The following is a 17,221-nucleotide window of genomic DNA, read 5'->3' on the forward strand; positions in this document are numbered from 1 at the left end:
ATTCCATGGCTATGTTTATTCCTGCGCAGCTTGGTTCTCTTGCTCACGAAGCTCTACTCGCCGTATTTTACCGGAGGTCGTTTTCGGAAGATCCTGAATAAACTCGATTTTGCGCGGATATTTATAAGGGGCTGTCCACTCTTTAACATGGGATTGCAGCTCTTTTACAAGCTCTGGTGAACCAACAATCTCATCCTTGAGCACGATAAATGCTTTAACAATGTGCCCACGGATCTCGTCTGGACTGGCTACGACCGCACATTCCTTAACGGAGGCATGCTTCATCAATGCTTCTTCTACCTCGAAAGGACCGATAGTGTAACCTGAGCTAATGATAATGTCATCCCCACGGCCCTCGAACCAGAAATAACCATCTTCATCTTTTTTTGCCCGGTCGCCGGTTATGAAGAATTCGCCGTGTGTGGAGCTTTCTTTTCTACCGGGATCTTTGTAATAAGTGTGGAACAGGGCTGGCATACTCAAATGTACGGCAATATCACCAACCACTCCAGCAGGTAGTGGCTTGCCGTCTTCGTCCACAACCTCGACTAAGCCGGGTGCGATTGATTTACCCATAGAACCAATGCGTATTGGAGTATCTTTGAGTGTTCCGATAATTAGGGTGCTTTCCGTCTGGCCGTACCCATCACGGATTGTGATATCGAATTCACGCTGAAAGGTGTTAATGACCTCTTGATTTAATGGCTCTCCGGCAGATACTGCACAACGCAGGGTAGACAAGTCGTAACGACCTAAGTCTTCTGTTTTAGCCATTAGACGATATTCCGTTGGGGTGCAGCATAATACTTGAATTTTGTGATCCTGCAATAGCTGCAAATATTTTTTGGGATGAAAGGATCCACTATATACAAAACCTGTAGCTCCGTTGCCAAGAACGGTTAAGAAGGGACTCCAGATCCACTTTTGCCAGCCGGGAGCTGCTGTTGCCCAGACGGTGTCAGATCCTTGAATATCCAGCCATTGAGGTGAGGTGATCCGCAAGTGAGCATAACCCCAGCCATGACTATGAACGACCGCTTTAGGGTTGCCGGTAGTACCTGAGGTGTAGGCGAGAATAGCCATATCATCCCGGCGGCTTGCGACTGCTGTGAAGGTATCTGGTTGTCCAACCATCAGACTTTCTAGATCCAGCCAGCCTTCACCGAGTTCGTCTGAGCTGCCAGATACGGAAAGACGGTAATCGAGAGCAGGAAGATCCTCTGAGATTTTATTAACTTCCCCGGTTACTTCGGACCAAGCAATAACCGCTCTGGCTTCAGAATGGCGCAGGCGGTAGGATAAATCTTTGGCACGCAGCATTTCTGAGGATGGAATGATGGCAAGTCCTTGTTTCAGACAAGCTAAATAGATGACATAAGCGATGATGCGGCGTGGAACCATAACAAGAACACGATCCCCTTGTTGCAGCCCAAGCTTCGCAAGTCCTCCGGCCAGCCGGTTAGCTTGTTTGCGTAATTCACCGTAAGTAATTTCCTCATAATCTCCTTGCTCATTTAACCACTTAAGCGCAATCTTCTCAGGAGCATGGCTTTCCATTTCCGAAGTGAGATTGTAGAACTCAGGTGCGATCCATTGCTGATTATCCAATATGAACCTCTCCTATATCAAACAAGATGTGTATAACTGTTCTATTTAGTATATCACGTTATCCTAGTACCAGGTACTAGTACCTTGAGTTCTTAATGAATTTCGGGTTAAGATAATATGTGTAAGGTATACTTATAATAGACCACAAATCCAGAAAGTGAGAACTTATGTTATGAATCACACAACTTTTGATGAAATATTCGCTATTATGGAAGCCTCATTTCCTACTTCTGAGATCAGAACCTTTGAGGGACAACAGGAGTTATTGGACGTTCCAGATTATCGTCTCATTACCGAGATGAACTCTGAGGGTAAAATTGTTGCTTTTATGGCCTGCTGGGAGTTTCCCGGCTTTCGTTTTGTAGAACATATAGCAGTCGACCCAAGCATTAGAGGCGGAGGAATTGGCAAAAAGCTGATGACTGAATACATCAGTCTATCTAACAAGCCTGTCCTTTTGGAAGTTGAGCGGCCACTGGGTGAAATGGAGCAGCGGAGAATTGGCTTTTATGAGCGGCTGGGCTTTCATTTGAATCCTTACGATTATGTGCAGCCTCCTTTGCGTGAAGGAAATGAAGACTTACCACTCTTAATTATGACTTACCCTAACCCTGTTGATGAAGAAGAATTCCAACTTTATAGAGAAATTTTATATTCAGAAGTGTATAAGGTTACAACTCCGTATCAAGGTTAAAGCTCTCAGCAATCCGTTAAATCCTTATGGGATAAGCGGGTTGCTGTTTTTTTTATACAAACCAGAGCTCCAGATGAATAGTTTCTTTACAAATTGGGTACAAGTTAAATACAACTTAGAGACATATTCTTTCAAAACTTGAGCTAAAGTAAAAACCGAGATTGATCTTCTAAGGAGGCATAACATATGAAAAGTAAAAAGTTCATTATAGCAACGATGGTATTTGGGATGGCAATCACAGGTTCAGCTGGTGTGTACGCGGGAACTAAGCTGCAAAAAATCACCGCATATCTTAATCACAGCATTGGATTTAAAGTGAATGGTGCAGCTTATACGCCTGTTGATAATAAAGGTAACACATTAGCTCCGATTACTTATAACAATACAACCTATCTTCCTGTACGTGCCTTGGCTGATGTGTTGAAGGTGCCAGTGACTTTTGATGCGGCAGCGAATCAGGTCATTCTGGGTACTGGAACTGTGGTGCCGGATAAAGATACATTAACACCAGTACAGTACAGCAACGCTCAAAAAGAACAAATTTCTAAAGCTTTTGCAAATTTCGATGGGTTTAAAACGGTTTATGCACCAGCACAAATGGTGAGTGGAGACGCTTATCAAAAGGCAGCTAGCTCTGAAGATGGAGTGTACTTTTTGTTCAACCATATGAGGGTGAACGTTTCTCCACGTGACTACTCCTATGATTACAAAGGCGATACCATAAAGCTTTCCAATGGTACAGAAGCTAAGTGGTACAGCCCTACCAGCGATTCATTGTTTTTGACCTATAAACTGGATGATCGTTTTGTGACGATTAGTTCTCCAGACAAGGCTTTGAGCAAGGCGCAATTAGAGAAGGTAGCCGTGAATGTGGTGAAATGGAGTAAATAACTCCTTTAAAAGCAAAGCTCAATTTACAAAAAGTAAAGCAGCAAGTCACTCCGATCCGGGAGGGCTTGCTGCTTTTTTTGTTTTCGTGGAGGCGTGTTCTATTTACTGTGCTGTTTATTAGGCAGCTTTTGGCTTGGTGTTCCTTTACCGTGATTCTGTTTGTTCTTTTCTGCTTTCTTCTGGGTGTCGTGTACTTTGTCTACAAAAGCTTGAGTATCGTCCATGTTTGTCCTCCTTGATCATAACCTTGCCGTTACTGTAACCACTTTTGCCTGATTAAATACACAAGCCGTTTTTACAAACTAGTGGATTAATCCGTACATTGTGAAAATATTTAGTAGTTACTATGAATGGATGCAAGCATTTCATAATAACAGTAAGGGAGACTGATTATGAACAGGTTATTTAAACAAGCAGTATCCATGACACTAGCCTTCGTTATGGTACTGGGACTTACATTTACAGGAATGCCAGCTTTTGCAGAAGACAGCAATGAGGATGCTGGATTACTGCAATTACAAACGCTAGAGCCAATTACACTACTGGCGGGCAATTCTACATGGAAATATCTAGATAACGGAACGGATCAAGGTTCGGTATGGCGGTCTGTTTACGATGATTCTACATGGGCATCAGGCCAAGCGCCGCTTGGTTATAAAGATTCTGGGGCCGGAGTCAGCAGCAAGCAATTTGGTGCTCTGAATACAAATATAAGCTACGGCTCGGATAAAAAGAAGAAATATCGTACTTCCTATTTCCGTACAAATGTAACTGTGAATAAGGAAGAAATTACAAAATCGGATAAAGTATTGGGTAATTTTGCATTTGATGACGGAGTTGTGCTGTATCTGAACGGTGCAGAAATCTACCGCGAGGCTATGCCAGCTGGTGAAATCGACTATCAGACACTTAGTACAACTAATGGCAGTGATCCAAATGAGTATACAAAGGTTGACCTAACGGAAATCGTAAAAGCCAATCTGAAGGATGGAAGTAATGAGCTTTCAGCTGAAGTTCACCAGACGGGAGACACTAGCTCTGACCTTTATTGGGATATGAGCCTGATTGCTTATCCTGTAGTGGAGACAGTAGAACCTGGAGTTGGGAAGCCAGATTCTATCGCAATTACTTTTAATGGCAACCCGCAGACTAGTATGGGATTTAACTGGTATGCACCTGAAAGTGTGACTGGCACCAAACTGGAAGTGGTAGAAGCTTCTAAATTGGAGAATGGCCAGTTTCCAGCGGCAGGAGCTCAATTGTATGAAGGAACATCCGTTACAACTAGTGTGTATATGACAAAAGCGGATAAATCAGCTAAAAAACCACTTGTGCTAACCAGCCATAAGGTAATAGCGGATCATCTGCAGCCGGGCACGGAATATGCTTACCGTGCTGGAGATGGACAAGCTGATAATTGGAGCGACGTAGGAACTTTTAAGACAGAACGTTCCAGCAACCAAGCTTTTAAATTCCTATATACAACGGATTCCCAAGGAACAACTGAAGAAGATTTTGATATCTGGAATCATACCCTTCAAGAAGGATTAGCTAAATTCCCGGAAAGTGAGTTTATTCTGAATTCTGGTGATTTGGTGGATAACGGTGATATTGAGGAGCAATGGGGATGGTTTTTCAATAAGCCTAAGGATATTTTAGCGAATATTCCGTTGGTGCCTTTGGTAGGCAACCATGAAAGCAAAAATTATAGCAATTATAGCTCTCATTTTAACTTGCCGAATGTATCGAATACAGGTGCGAAACCTGATGGTTCTGTATATTCTTTTGACTACGGTTCAGCGCACTTTATGGTAATTAATACAGAATATTATGGTGCAAGCTCGAATCTTGAGAATAACGAAATTTACAATAAACAAGTGGAGTGGCTTCGGAGCGAAGCGGCAAAAAGCAATCAGAAATGGAAGGTTGTGCTTCTGCATAAATCTCCTTATTCCGTTGCCAATCACACCAATGATACAGATGTACTCTTTTACAGAGCGCAATTAACGAAGGTGTTTGATGAGCTTGGTATCGACATGGTAATTGGCGGGCATGACCACACCTTTGCTAGAAGCTATCAGATGTACAACAACAAACCATTGACGGATATTGTTCCGGACTCAAACGGAGTAGTAACTGATCCTAAGGGTACTTTATACCTGATTACAAATGCAGCGGGCAATAAAAAATACAACGTAGCTTCAGGAACATTCCCTTTTGCAGCTAAATACGGACAGCCTGGCAAGGAAATGTTCACGGGGATGACGGTAACGAATGATGAGCTATCTTACGAAGCCTACACCACAACAACTGGTGGTTCTACAGACTCGTATGATAACTACAGCATTCATAAATCGGAAGTAGCAGTTAAACCTGTGCAAAATGCAAAGGCTACTGCAGCAGATGGTGGTAAAATAACGTTGACTTGGGATGCGCCAGCTTCCGGTGCACCAGTGTCTGGATATCGAATTTATGAGCAAAATGATCTGGTATCCGCAAATTGGATGGTCAGTGTTCCTAATGAAGAAGGTAAAACTTCTTATACTTACACTGTAGAAAATACTAATCCAAACCAAACCTATCAATTTGTTATCAAAGCTGTAAGTGAAAGAACAAATTCAGAAGCTGCTATCGCTTCAACGGATTCGATTAAAAAAGTTACAGTTACCTTTAATGGCGATCCAGTGAGTGCAAAAGGATTCACTTGGTACACAGCGTTGAAGTCTACTGGAAACGATCTGCAGGTTGTAGAAAATACGGGCGTTACTCCAGACTTTGCTAAGGCTGCTGAGTTTACAGGACGTTCGGCGGTTTCCAGAAATTCAAAGGATGAATTAGTTCATAAAGCGGAAGCTTCTGGCCTGAAAGCTGATACAAAATACTACTTCCGTGTAGGTGATAAAGCACTAGGCCTGTGGAGTGCAGTGGGAACTTTTGAAACTGCCGCTAAGACAGGAGCATTTACTTTCATCGATTTGGCTGATACACAGGCTAAGACCGAAGATGAAGCGATTCTTTCCGGTGAAACGATGGCAAAAGCCCTTACGACGTTCCCGAATGCTGAGTTTGTGGCGATTAACGGAGATATCGTAGATACCGGAACTAATGAATCACAATGGAATTGGTTGCTTGGTCATTCGCAGGATACCCTGCTTAACACGACCATCGTGCCTGTTGCGGGGAATCATGAGGATAAGGCAAATGCCTTCTATGAGCACTACAATATTAAGGAAGCACCGGGCTCTGCAACAGAAACTGGAGCATATTATTCCTATGACTACAGCAATGCTCACTTTGTAGTCCTAAATACAAATGAGAATTCAGATGAATTTGCTAACTTCAGCCAAGCGCAGTTGGATTGGATGAAGGCTGACGTAAAAGCAGCGAAGGCTGCTGGTGCGAAGTGGATTATCGTAGCTATGCATAAAGGTCCTTACACAACCTCTAACCATGCTACTGACAAAGACATTATGGGTACAAATGGAGAAAGAGCGAAGGTTGCTCCAATGATGGCTGAACTGGGCATTGACTTGGTTCTTCAAGGACACGACCATATTTATGCCCGGACCAAGCCAATTAAAGCTGATGGAACTGCGGCAGACACAGTGAAGATCAAGGAAAGCTTCAATGGTCAAACTGTAGAGTACACAGTAAATCCAGATGGAACGATTTATCTGATCCCAGCTACAGCGGGAGCGAAGGTTTACTACAAGAACATGAAACCAGAATTGGGAGATGCGTATTATAATCTCTTCGAAGTAGCAAATGAGAATACAGCAGCAAAATACGGACCGGACCCAAGTGATGCTACGCGTCCAAAACGCGGTCAAGTTCAGACCTTTGTAGGTATTACTGTAGATGGTGGCAAATTAACAGCTGTATCTTATGAGATCGATCAGAATATTAATGATGCTAAACCGTACGTTCTGGAAGAGTTCGGTATTATTAAAGAAGCAGATCCGGAAGTAAATCCAACACCAGAACCGACAACAACGCCGACAACGGAACCGACAACAGCGCCAACGACGGAACCGACAACAGCGCCAACGACAGCACCAACAGCAGCACCAACAACAGGATCATCAACAGGTCCAGTGGCAACAACAAAACCGACAGCAACACCAACGCCAACAGTAGCACCAACAGCTACACCAGCACCAACAACGGTGCCTACACCATCTGCAACGCCAGTAGTCAAACCATCATTGACGGATACTGGCAGCCATTGGGCAGCAGCGGCTATTGAGAAGGCAGTAGCAGGAGGCTTCGTTAGCGGTTATCCGGATAATACTTTCCGTCCTAATCAGAAAGTAAATCGGGTTGAATTTATCACTATGCTGGCTCGTGCCCTGCAATTGCCGGACAGTGGTAACACTTCAAGCTTTAAGGATTCAGCGAAGATTCCGGCATGGGCTAAGTCCTTTGTAGCTCAGGCAGTAGCTTTGCAAATTATCAGCGGCTATGACGATGGTACCTTCCGTCCTACGCAGGAGCTTACTCGCACTGAATTAGCAGTTATGGTTGTTAGGGCTCTGGGCATTACAGTAGATCCAAAAGCGACCTTAACCTTCAATGATGCTAAGGATGTACCCGCATGGGCAGTACCATATATTGCGGCAGCAGCAGACGCGGGCATTGTGAATGGCATAGGACAAAACCGTTTCGCACCTAACCAGGTAGCGTCCCGGGCCGAAGCAGTAACAATCATTCTGAACTTGCTTGAGAAGCAAGGAAAGTAACTAAATCGGATGGTTTGAAAAAAGATTGCCTCAAGGTCATCGTTGATGACGGAGAGACAATCTTTTTTTCGTAGCTGGGTAGTCTGAGGGAGGGCGGCGATACGGCGGAGTGGCGTGAAAGAGGGGCAAAAGTGCCTCTGATTTGAGCGAATACGGCGGAGTGGCGGAGATAGGAGGCAAAAGAGGCCACGCTTCTTTATCCTCTTTATATTTTCAACCAACATATGTTTAACGACCCACTCATTGCCAGGATATCGATCCCTGCTGGCGCGATAATCTTTAATTTATCCAGCATATCTTTAATTTTGCGGCTATTTGTAAGGAAAGATCTGGGTTAGATTAGGGTGGACTAATCAAAGTAAGACAGGGGGGTTGCCGACAAATATGAATGCGCTTGCACATATGTGGTTGGATACAGAATGTGCAGGCAGAAGAGGGTAGGAGCGGCAGAGGGACGGGATAACAGAAGTAATCTACTTGCTGTTCGGCGATATACTGAGCACACATTACGCTTCATGGATGAGAGTAACCGAAACAACTACAGGACGAGGAGAGTGGAAAATGAACCTTCACACCGGTAAAAAGGCGCGTCGTAAGCTGACATCAGCTGTTCTGGCGGCAGCTTTGCTAGTTTCAGGACTTCCCCTAACGGCTTACGCCGGCGATACGTGGCCTTTTACAGGAGACAGTGCGCCGGGTGCCAATCAGCCTAATGTACATGGATATACGAGCAGCCATATTGCGAACTGGAGTCCGGCAACTGATCCGGATGCAGAGCTGTTGAGATCGCGGGTGCCGCTGCAGAAGCGGAATGCCCCATTTGCTGCAACCCAAGCTAACCCAGCGCTTAGCGCAGACACACAGATGATCAACGTTGCTGGCGACTACGGGAATGCTTTTATTGAGAACGCGCCGTATACGAACAAGTTTGCGCAGTATCATTTTAACTTTTGGCAATATATCGATTACTACTCCTATTGGCACGGTACAGCAACTGCGTACACCCCGCCGGAATATTATGATGAATTGGCCCAGAAGGACTGGCAGCAAAAATGGTTCGAATTCGGCATGCTGAATATCCCGAACCCTACCTACACCGATGCAGCGCATAAGAACGGCGTGCTGTCATTGGCGGGAATCTTTTTTTCCAATAATGACCGTGGACAGCAGACGTACAAACAAATGATAGTTAAAGACGAGAAGAATGGTAATTTTCCGGTGGCGGATAAACTGATCGAGATGGCCGGATATTTCGGGTTTGACGGTTATTTTGTAAATCAGGAAGAGATGAATCCGAATGTCGCGACCCAGGATATCCCCGATTACATCGGTTTTATGAAGGTGCTGCAAGAGGGCGGCCTATATGTACAGTGGTATGACTCTCTGAACACCAATACCGGTGCTAATACGTTCGCCCGGACGATTAATGATACCAATATCTCCTTTTTAGTGGATAAAAGCACCAAGGAACCCGTCTCCAATTCGTTTTTCTTCGACTACGGGGCTGGCAATACACAGATTACCAACGCGGCTAATTACTTAAGCAATCTGAATGCCAGTCTGGGAACAAGCTACAACTTGTTTGACGTTGGTTTTGCAGGGCTGGAAGCAGGCCGCGACCGGTTCAAGTCCGTTAACGGAACAGCGTTGATGAACAAGCTGGACAGCAATGGCTTGCCACGGCTCAGCTTGGCTACACTCGGTGCGGACTTTGTTCATGCCGGTCTGGATGAGGATATGAACTTGTCCTACCCGGTCTCGCACAGATCCGAAAATGACTACCAATGGATGACAAAACTGCGTGAGCAGCTATGGTGGTCAGGCCCGAACATGGACCCTAAGAATACGGTCAAATCTGCAACCAATACCGTTTCCGATGTTTATGCCGACAACCGTTACTGGCCGGGAATCTCCTCCGTCATTGCGGAGCGTTCGGTAATTAAGGACAAGAACTTTTATACCAATTTTAACACTGGACAGGGCTTGTCCTATTCCGTGAACGGTGAAATATCGAACCCGGATGAGTGGTCTAATATGAGCCTGCAGGATATCCCAGTGACTTGGCAGTGGTGGCAGGATACTGCTGGCAATAAGCTTACTGTAGATTTTGATTATGGACCGGAGTACAACCTTGCGGGTACAAACCGTTACAACTATGAGCAGATCGGTGCGTATAACGGTGGCAGTTCACTGGTGGTGAACGGCAATCTGAATGCGAAGAACTTCTTGCGTCTTTACAAAACAGAGCTGGAGGTCAATGGCAACTCCAAGCTGTCGATCAGCTTCAATAAGCCATCTGCCACGGATGCTTCGGCGATGGCGGTAGGACTCATCCTGGCTGATGATCCGAATACCGTAGTAGAGGTCGCTATTCCAAACAGTGGTCAGCACTCGGAAGGTTGGGTGACAAAGGAGTTGGACCTGAGTGCATACGCGGGTCATAATATTGTAGCCCTTGGACTGGTCTTCGATCCCGGGCAAGGAACAGCGTCCACCTACCAGATGAACGTCGGACAGCTGCGCGTTTATGACGGGTCTGCCGTAAAGCCCGCAGCTCCTGCGGAATTAACAGTTGCGGAAGCTTTTACAGATACAGGTGAAATGGTTGTGAAGTGGAAGCTAGGTCCCGATTACACTAAGATCAAGCAATATAATGTGTACGTGAATGATGTATTTATGGGCGGCAAATACGATGAGGTGTTCTATCTGAAGCATCTCCCGGTGAAATCTGGAACCCTTAAAGTGGTTGCAGTGGGTGCGGATGGAGTGGAGGGTGAAGCGGCATCGTTGGCTTTTGATCTGGATGCGGCGGTTTCCGGAGTGAAGGTGGATTCAAGCGCGGACGGGGAGTTGACTGTGAACTGGACGAACTCCGCCCAAGCTTCCGGTGACATTACCGTTCGAGTGCAGTCTTTGAATTGGATTACGACATCCGAACCGGTGTCACAGCAAGTGGTTGTCCCGGCAGGTGCAAGCACTGCGCTGTTCACGGGGATGCCGGTAAACGGCGATGATTACATTGTCACCGTTACCGCAGGCAACACCGATCCAGTCTCGGTCAGCGGCCGGTTCATCGACACGGTCGCGGAACCTTACGCGGAAGAATGGTCCTGGACGGACGGTAAGCTGAATCTGCCGATGCCGAATACCAGAGACTGGCGGTATATGTATGTGTATGAAGATGGGAATCCGAAATCTTTTGCCACAACGTATAGCTCTGGCAATAAGCCGATGATTATCCGTGGACGGACAACTAAGGCGAGCTTAAGCTTTACCTCGACGGCAAAAGTTGTGCATGTGGTGATGGAGGATTATGCAGGCAACCGCTCCAAACCGGTCTATCTGAAAGGCAGCTATCCCGTTCTCTTTGATGCTAATGGGGGTGAACCAGCAAATACTGTGGCCGAGGCTGTGTATGGCACTTTGCTCTTGGAGCCTACGGGCATTGCTAGAGAGGGCTATGACCTGGAAGGCTGGTACGTTGGAGAAGGAGAAGGTGCGCGAAGATGGAATTTTGCCGAAGATCTAATAACCGGAGAACTGAACTTACAGGCGAAGTGGGCCTTGCAAGCTCCAAAGGTGCAGATCGTAGGGGAAGGCTCCTTCCGTGAAAATACGTCCGCGACACTAACGGCAGTTGCCACTGGCGCAGGGCAGCTGACTTATGCCTGGTATGCGGACACAGGCAGCGGTTATGGAGATGCGTTGGGAATGTCCGCCTCCTATACTATCCCTGCTTTGACTACCGGGATGGATGGCAATAAGTACAAGGTCATCGTCATCAATGAATCTGGTGACAGCAGTGAAGCAGAGTACACACTTAACGTAACTCCGGCTGAAGCACCATGGGAAGCGCCTGATTTCATAACCGATCTTCCTTCTGCACTTGATGTCATTGCTGGTGAAGAAGTGAAGCTGTTCGTACAGATCCGCGGGGATGTGGAATCGGTTCGCTGGGAGACGAAGGCAGCAACCGCAGAGGAATGGACTGTGGCGGAGAGCGTGACTTCGGCGGTATACGCATTTACTGCTTCTGAAGCAGACAGCGGTACGCAGTTCCGTGTGGTTCTGACTGGAAAAGAGGGAACGGAGCCTTCAACAAGAACCGGTAATGAACTTACGGTGACAGTACATCCGGCACCCGATGCGCCAATTATCACCGCTTATAGCGTAGATAAGAATCCGGCAGCTGTAGGTGATAAGGTGTCTTTTGCAGTAGTGGCTTCTACAGTTTATGGCGAGTTAAGCTACCAATGGTTGAAAGACGGGCAGGCCATTGAAGGCGCTGTGGAGCGTAACTATACAATTGCTTCTGCAAAAGAAACAGACAGCGGCGAATACACGGCCGTAGTCACCAACACCAAAATACTGAATGGCCGCCCTTATACGGCTGTTCAAAAGAGCGGGATTATTGATTTGGAGGTCCACAATACTCCTGTATCTACACCGCAGCCGACATCGGCTCCAGGGACAGGTACAGGAACTGGCGGAACGACTTCAGCAGCGACAGCAACGCCGCTTCCAAGTCCGACTAGTGCAACATTGACTGTTCCAGCAAGTGTACTCAGTACATCTACTGAGAACGGCAAAGTGACGGTAAATGTGCCGGCAGGCGTTACAGCTATCGAGCTGCCTGTGAATGCAGGTGAATTGCTAGGGATCCGTCAACTTGAATTGGCCGCCTCGGGAACCACACTTGGTATTGCGCCAGAATTGCTGGTGCAATTGAAGGCGCTGCTTAATGAAGCTCAAGCTTCAGGCAGCAAGATTCAGGTGAAGCTCAGCCCGGAAACTTTGAACATGAGCACACTGAAAGCAGAGCGTGGGGTGGTCTTGCGGGGTACGGGGATGACGTTTGATCTGAGCATCATCGCGGGGAATGGTACATCTAACCGTCTTCCAAGCTTCAGCAAACCAGTAACCATACAATGGAGTGCAGCAAATACGGATTATAATACTAATTTGCTTGGTTTATATGCTATTGCTGAAGGGGGTTCGCTTACCTATCTCGGCGGAGTATACGCGAATGGCTTCCTGCTAGGAGAGTTTAGCGGAACAGGCAGGCTGGCTGTGCTGGAGTACAATAAATCCTTCGCTGACGTTCCGTCTACCCATTGGGCTGCGGACACTATCCGCCAGCTGGCGGCTAAACATCTGATACAAGGCACTTCCGAAAATGGATTTGAGCCCGCCCGCAGTATTACAAGAGCGGAATTTGTGAAGCTGCTGGCTGGCGTGCTGGGACTGCAAGCTCAGGCGGAATTGAAATTTAGTGATGTGCCATCTGGTGTATGGTATGAGCAAGACCTGGCGCGTCTGGTCCGGGCAGGTATTGTAGGCGGGCGCACTGCTGAACACTTCGATCCGAGTGCGAACATCAGCCGCCAGGAGATTGTGACTATGCTAATGCGTGCCTATGTACTGGAGCATGGAGCGCTTCAGTCTTCAGCCCCGGCAACATTCACCGATTCCGGTGAGGTAGCAGCCTGGGCGGCAGACAGCGTGAATGCTGCGTCATCACTGGGTCTGGTGAATGGCCGCACGGACGGGAATTTTGTACCCGGTGGCTTGGCGACCCGTGCCGAGGCTGCGCAGTTCATCTTGAATTACATCCGGTAGATTATATAGTCCCACCCCGGTCTGCCCAAGGAGCCCTTTGCTCCATGGGCAGACTGTCTTTGCTTAGCGGAGGAATGCAAGCTTTTACCAGCCACAGGCAGGAAGCACCTCATGCTATACTTTATTCATAATGACAAGCAGCGAAGCTTAGGCTTCCCCCCTGCTGTAGGAGGTTGCTGATGTTTCCGGGGAAATTGTACAGAAAGTATCTGAAGAATAATCTGTTTATGAAAATCATCCTGCTCTTCTCAGTCATTGCCGTGGTCACCATTATCACCTTCTCTTACCTGATGTTCTTGCTCATGTCTCAGGCCGTAGTGCAGCGGCAGATGGAGATTCAGAAACGTACCGTGGAGAGCATCAACAGCTATATTGAGCAGAAATATGACTCTGTACAGTCTATGATGCGGGACGTGTACCGGGACACGGAGCTGACTGCTAATACGTCGTATTTGCTGGAGCACCCGTATGAAGATTACGTGAGGTACCGGCTGGATCGGTATTTCAACGAAAGTAATGCTACGACGGATACCGTGCAGTTTTTTCGCAATCAAGTTGAAGATGATTCTGATATCCGCAGTTTAATGCTCTACAGTGCAGCTGAGCAGCAGTTGTATGTCTATAACGACCAAGGCAAATTTCAGATTATTTCCACTAATGCAGCCCATTCTTTTGTACCGGATGCGCTGTATCTGGAGGAGGAAGGCAGTGTCACCGCTCCAAACACTTGGGTCAGTCAGGCGATCTCATCTCCGGAGGGGCCGATGTTTACGGTTCGTACCCCGGTCAATAACAAGATATCACTGCGCAACATTGGTCAGCTTCTAGTCTATTTTGATGCCAGCGAGGTCTGGGGGAGTATGGGCAATTATAAGGATGACTTCAAGGGAAAGATTTTGGTGCTGGCAGCGGATGGGGATGTGTTATTTGATACCTCGGGCACTTATTATGGAAAGCGCTATCCTTATCCCGAGCAGATGAATTCCGCCTATACAGATGGTGAAGAAGTTGGCGGGATGATCATTACTAAGCAGACTCATACCCAAGGCGGATTTACTGTGTTGAGTGCTGTGCCTAAGCAGGAATTAGCCGCCACCTATAGGGGATTGCGGAACATGATCTTCATTATCTGCTTGATCTGCCTGTTGTTTGCGATTATTACGCCCACTTTATTTATCAATAATTTTGCCAGACGGACTCATAAAATTATCAAGTTCACCCGCAAAGTGAAAAACGGTGACCTGGATGCCCGGATTACCGATGTCAGAGAAGACGAGCTGGGGCAGATCTCCAAGAGCTTCAACGACATGCTGGATGAGCTGAATCTTCATATAGACCGTGTGTTCAAGGCTGAAATCAAGCAAAAACATACCGAAATTGCCGCGCTTGAAGCCAGGGTAAACCCACATTTTCTCTACAATACCTTAGAGGTGATCCGGATGAGGGCCATCTCTCAAGGAGCTTCAGATGTCGGGGAGATGATCTACAGCTTGTCGGTGTTGTTCAAAAGCTATGTTCACCAGAAACCCAAGCATACGATGAAGGATGAACTAGAGGCCTGCCGTTTATATCTGGAGCTGTTCCGCATCCGTTATAAGGATAAATTCTCTTATACAATGGAATGCGGGAAAGAGCTTACCGGAAGAGTTGTACTCAAAATGTCGCTGCAGCCCATCATTGAAAATTACATTCTACATGGGATGCGCGTGGACAAGAATGATAATCACATCAGTGTGGTTGTGGCCAAGGATGGCAAATATTTGCGTGCGGTAGTTACAGACAATGGGCGGGGGATTGCCCCGGACAGATTGGTCCAGCTCAAAGAAGGTCTTTTGCAGCCAGATGAACAATCGGAATCATTCGGCCTGCGCAGTATTCATGAACGTTTGAAGCTGCTTTATGGCAGTGAGTATGGCATTGAATTACAAAGCGAAGCGGGTACCGGCACAACCGTGACTGTGTATTTTCCCGATCTGGGAGAGGATGATCCAAACCATGTATAAAATATTCATTGTGGACGACGAGCCTTTTATTATCGAAGGATTATATGACATTGTGGATTGGGCAGCACTGGGGATGGAGATTGTCGGCCACGCCGAGAACGGCCAGGAAGCGCTGGAGTCGTTGCGTTTTGTCCCAGCAGATATTCTGATCACGGATATTTCCATGCCGCTGATGAACGGACTGGATCTGATCCGGGCTGTGCGGGAGATTCAACCGGAGATCAAAGTTGTTATCCTCAGTGGTTATGATGAATTTGGATATCTTAAGGAAGGAATGGCGCTCGGCATTGAAAATTATCTGCTCAAGCCTATTAATTTGCAAGAGTTCCGGGCAACATTAGTAACTGCCGCCGAGAAGCTGGGTGTCTCCCGCCAAGAGAGTCAATTCAATGCGCATAGTATTTCCATTCTGCGCGATAATGTGATGTACCGTTGGCTGCGGTGCCAGATTGGGCCGAAGGAATTCAGCGAACGGACTGATTTTCTGGGACTTAGACTAGATAAGCCGCTGGTGCAGGTAGCTCTGCTTCGCCCTGAACAGGACGCTGCCGAGCTATTCCAAGCGGTGGAAGAGGTTGTAGGCAGTAACCCGTCTTTGATTGCATTCCGGGATATGGATGGAGATACCGTGCTGCTGCATCTGCTTAGTGAGTATCAGCAGGGCAAAGAAGCGGTGGAGAGGCTTCATGCGCAGCTGCTGTTATCCCTAACTGGCGGTCCGCCAATGCGTCTCTCCGTAGGAACGGTGGAGGAGATGGAGGAGGCTGCGGCTCAGAGTTATGCCCATGCAAAGATGACTCAGGAATATTTCATGCTGTTTCCAGAGCGGAATCTGCTGCATTATGAGGAAGTTCAGGACAGGCATGAGGTTGCTGTCCAAGGTATGCCGCTGAATTGGGAAGATGATTTCAAGCTGATTATGGCGAAGGATAAGGAAGCGCTGCTGGTGCGGATTCAGGATCATTTTGAGCAGCTGCGGCAAATGGAGGGGATTACACCTGTGCTGCTGCAAGGCATTGCCATGGAATGGTTGATCCGCTTCAAGATGCAGCTGCAGGAGATCCGTCATGTGGAAGAACCGGAGCTTTTCGCAGACGGTTTTGGCCTCATTCGCTCCACAGTTTCCATAAATGAACTAACTCAGATTATTCAGGAAGCCGCTACCATTACGGTAGACGCCTTAGTTCGGGACGTAAAGAGTCCAGTCGTGCAGCAGGTGCTGAATTATATCCATGAGTCCTACAATGAAGATGTGTCACTGAAGACCCTCGGTGCCCAATACCATATTCACCCGGTGTATTTGGGACAGCTGTTCCATAAAGAGGTGAATGAGTCATTCACCGAATATATCAATAAATACCGGATTGAGAAGGCGAAGGAGCTGCTGCGGATTACCTCACTTAAAGTTCATGAAATCGCTCTCAAAGTAGGTTATTGGGAGACTGGATATTTTTACAAACAATTTAAGAAGCATGTCGGGATATCTCCTACGGAGTACAAAGGGCTTGTCTAGCGGACCCCCGCTGCAAGCTTTTCTTTATTTTCTACATGATTTATTTAGTTTATCTTCTGTTTGAAAATGCTTTCATAAATTACAGTAAAGATAGTCCTTGAAGGAGAAAGCTGCTGGTTTAATTCCGGATTAGGCCAGCGATCTTGAGGTAAAC

8 protein-coding genes are annotated in these 17,221 nt (G+C 46.9%); 6 read left to right on the forward strand and 2 right to left on the reverse strand.

Annotated features, from left to right (window positions below; genetic code table 11):
- Positions 1–15: 15 nt before the first annotated feature.
- Positions 16–1,611 (reverse strand): AMP-binding protein, encoded by a 1,596-nt coding sequence (locus NSQ66_RS03960; protein ID WP_036684916.1) that lies wholly within the window; start codon positions 1,609–1,611, stop codon positions 16–18.
- A 169-nt stretch (positions 1,612–1,780) separates the two neighbouring features.
- On the opposite strand from NSQ66_RS03960, the gene NSQ66_RS03965 reads away from it, so the two are divergent.
- Both NSQ66_RS03965 and NSQ66_RS03970 read left to right on the forward strand, forming a co-directional pair.
- On the forward strand, positions 1,781–2,302 hold the full coding sequence (locus tag NSQ66_RS03965) for a GNAT family N-acetyltransferase (protein ID WP_036684918.1): 522 nt from the start codon (positions 1,781–1,783) through the stop codon (positions 2,300–2,302).
- Positions 2,303–2,488: 186 nt separating this feature from the next.
- Entirely contained in the window at positions 2,489–3,193 is a 705-nt protein-coding gene (locus NSQ66_RS03970) for a hypothetical protein (RefSeq protein ID WP_036684919.1), read from the forward strand.
- 98 nt (positions 3,194–3,291) lie between these two features.
- Here the strand turns inward: NSQ66_RS03970 and NSQ66_RS03975 are convergent, their stop codons facing one another.
- Positions 3,292–3,417 carry a DUF4023 domain-containing protein gene (locus NSQ66_RS03975; RefSeq protein ID WP_051491363.1) on the reverse strand — a complete coding sequence of 42 codons (126 nt, stop codon included), beginning with the start codon at positions 3,415–3,417 and terminating at the stop codon, positions 3,292–3,294.
- 168 nt (positions 3,418–3,585) lie between these two features.
- Between NSQ66_RS03975 and NSQ66_RS03980 the strand changes: the two genes are divergently transcribed.
- From NSQ66_RS03980 to NSQ66_RS03995, 4 genes are all read left to right on the forward strand, one after another.
- Entirely contained in the window at positions 3,586–7,932 is a 4,347-nt protein-coding gene (locus NSQ66_RS03980; RefSeq protein ID WP_076142144.1) for an S-layer homology domain-containing protein, read from the forward strand.
- 519 nt (positions 7,933–8,451) lie between these two features.
- Positions 8,452–13,551 carry an S-layer homology domain-containing protein gene (locus NSQ66_RS03985; protein ID WP_339279566.1) on the forward strand — a complete coding sequence of 1,700 codons (5,100 nt, stop codon included), beginning with the start codon at positions 8,452–8,454 and terminating at the stop codon, positions 13,549–13,551.
- Positions 13,552–13,730: 179 nt separating this feature from the next.
- Positions 13,731–15,554, forward strand: a complete 1,824-nt coding sequence (locus NSQ66_RS03990; protein WP_038568798.1) for a sensor histidine kinase — start codon at positions 13,731–13,733, stop codon at positions 15,552–15,554.
- Positions 15,547–17,067, forward strand: coding sequence for a response regulator transcription factor (locus NSQ66_RS03995; protein ID WP_339279568.1), 1,521 nt, complete (start codon positions 15,547–15,549; stop codon positions 17,065–17,067). The genes NSQ66_RS03990 and NSQ66_RS03995 overlap by 8 nt, the downstream gene beginning before the upstream one ends.
- Positions 17,068–17,221 lie beyond the last annotated feature (154 nt).

The organism is Paenibacillus sp. FSL H3-0329 (assembly GCF_037963285.1).
In the GTDB taxonomy this organism is placed as follows: domain Bacteria; phylum Bacillota; class Bacilli; order Paenibacillales; family Paenibacillaceae; genus Paenibacillus_AQ; species Paenibacillus_AQ odorifer.